The organism is Vibrio sp. (genome assembly GCF_984391705.1).
This window is the reverse complement of the sequence record NZ_CFHWOM010000136.1, coordinates 1-2,286: the sequence shown is the minus strand read 5'-3', so window position 1 is coordinate 2,286 and position 2,286 is coordinate 1. Positions and strand designations below refer to the sequence as shown.

General features: G+C 44.9%; 2 protein-coding genes. Both read left to right on the top strand.

What is annotated here, in order from left to right:
• Positions 1-47 precede the first annotated feature (47 nt).
• Complete coding sequence (locus AC4MRV_RS21920; protein WP_038137687.1) at positions 48-491, top strand: GatB/YqeY domain-containing protein; 444 nt, start codon at positions 48-50, stop codon at positions 489-491.
• 99 nt (positions 492-590) lie between these two features.
• On the top strand, positions 591-2,286 hold a 1,696-nt coding region (gene dnaG, locus AC4MRV_RS21915), incomplete at its 3' end, for a DNA primase (RefSeq protein ID WP_491189386.1).

Genomic DNA, 2,286 nt, shown 5'->3' with positions numbered 1-2,286 from the left:
CGTCGCGTTCGCCTGTACTAATAACTAAGTCCTAAAGGATTATAGTTATGGCTCTTATTGACACGCTCAAAGAAGAGCAAAAATTAGCGATGAAAGCCAAGGACAAATTGCGCCTTGGCACTATCCGTTTAGCACTGTCTGCTATTAAGCAACGTGAAGTCGACGAACAGATTACTCTGAATGACGATGACATTCTTGCTGTGCTGACAAAAATGGTTAAACAGCGTCGCGATTCTGTTACGCAATTTGAAGCTGCTGGTCGTCAAGATCTAGCAGATGCTGAGAAAGCTGAAATTACCGTACTTGAGGACTTTATGCCTCAACCGCTAACTGAAGATGAAGTAGCTGCACTAGTAGAAAGTGCGATTGCAGAATCAGGTGCTGCGGGCATGCAAGACATGGGTAAAGTAATGGGTGTTCTTAAGCCACAAATTCAAGGGCGTGCAGACATGGGTAAAGTAAGTGGTTTAGTTCGCGCTAAACTGGCTTAATTACCCACCCCAAATTGCAGCAAGCCGTGCTATCCTCTGGAACGCACGGCTTGTTTGTATCTAGCCCTTTCCATGGTTATTGCGTTTTTCTAAGGTTTTATGTCAGGACACATCCCTCGTAGCTTTATTGATGACTTACTAGCTCGGCTTGATATCGTCGACATCATTGACGCACGAGTAAAACTTAAGAAAAAAGGCAAAAACTACGGTGCTTGCTGCCCTTTCCACAACGAAAAAACCCCTTCATTTAGCGTAAGCCAAGAGAAGCAGTTTTATCACTGTTTTGGTTGTGGCGTACACGGTAATGCCATCGATTTTTTGATGGAGTATGAACGCTTAGAATTCGTTGAGGCTATTGAAGAGCTCGCATCATTCCTTGGCTTAGATGTGCCAAGAGAGCAGCGCCAAGGTGGTAGTTTTCAATCTAGTCAGCCACAGGCCAGTACAGCACAAAAACGTACTCTTTATGATCTTATGGGCAGTATTGCTCAGTTCTACCGCGATCAACTAAAGCAATCATCAAGTAAGATCGCGATCGAATACCTAAAGGATCGTGGCCTATCTGGCGAGATCGTACAAAAATTCGGTATCGGTTACGTGGCTGACGAATGGGATCTGGTGCGTAAGAACTTTGGGCAACAGCAACAAACACAGGAAATGCTAGTTTCTGGCGGTATGCTGATCGAAAACGACAAAGGCAATCGCTATGATCGTTTTCGCGGTCGAGTCATGTTCCCTATTCGAGATCGTCGAGGCCGGGTGATCGGTTTTGGTGGTCGAGTGATTGGTGATGGGACACCTAAATATCTTAACTCGCCAGAAACACCTATCTTCCATAAAGGCAAAGAGCTATACGGACTTTACGAAGTCATGCAAGCACACCGTGAGCCTCGCCAAATCTTAGTTGTTGAAGGTTACATGGATGTCGTTGCACTCGCTCAATATGGTGTGGATTATTCTGTAGCCTCGTTAGGAACCTCTACCACTGGCGATCACATTCAACTGCTGTTCCGTCAAACCAATAGCGTCGTCTGTTGTTACGATGGTGACCGAGCAGGTAAAGAAGCGGCGTGGCGCGCATTAGAAAATGCCCTCCAGTACCTCAAAACCGGTAATACGCTGAAATTCCTTTTCTTACCTGATGGTGAAGATCCTGATAGCTACATACGTAAGTATGGCAAAGACGCTTTTGAACAACAGGCTGAGCAGGCGACCCCCTTATCGAGTTATCTATTCGATAACCTAATTGAAATTCATCAGTTAAACCTTGGCAGTAATGAAGGTAAATCGGCTCTACGTGCTCATGCGAGTGCTCTGATCAATAAGATCCCAGATCCTTACTTTCAAGAGTTGCTGGAAAAACTACTCGATGAGCGCACAGGTTTCGATAATCGCTTACGCCAACCCCGTAAGAGGAACCTAGAAACTCGACCTCAGCCACACAAAGAGATTAAGCGGACTCCAATGCGCGAAGTAATCGCTTTGCTTATTCAGAATCCGAGCTATGCTCAAATGGTACCAGATCTTACAACTGTGAGAGAGTTAACAGTACCAGGATTAAGTTTATTTGTTGAGGTGCTTGAATATTGCCACTCGCATCCCAATATAACTACGGGCCAGTTAATAGAACATTGGCGAAACAGTAGCCACGAGGCTTTACTATCTCGTCTCGCAGGGTGGGAAATCCCCCTAGATGATGATAATGAACAAGATATATTCTTAGACTCATTGGACAAGATACTTGCCCAGTGCGTTGAAAAACAAATTGAAAATCTGCAGGCCAAAGAAAGAAGTG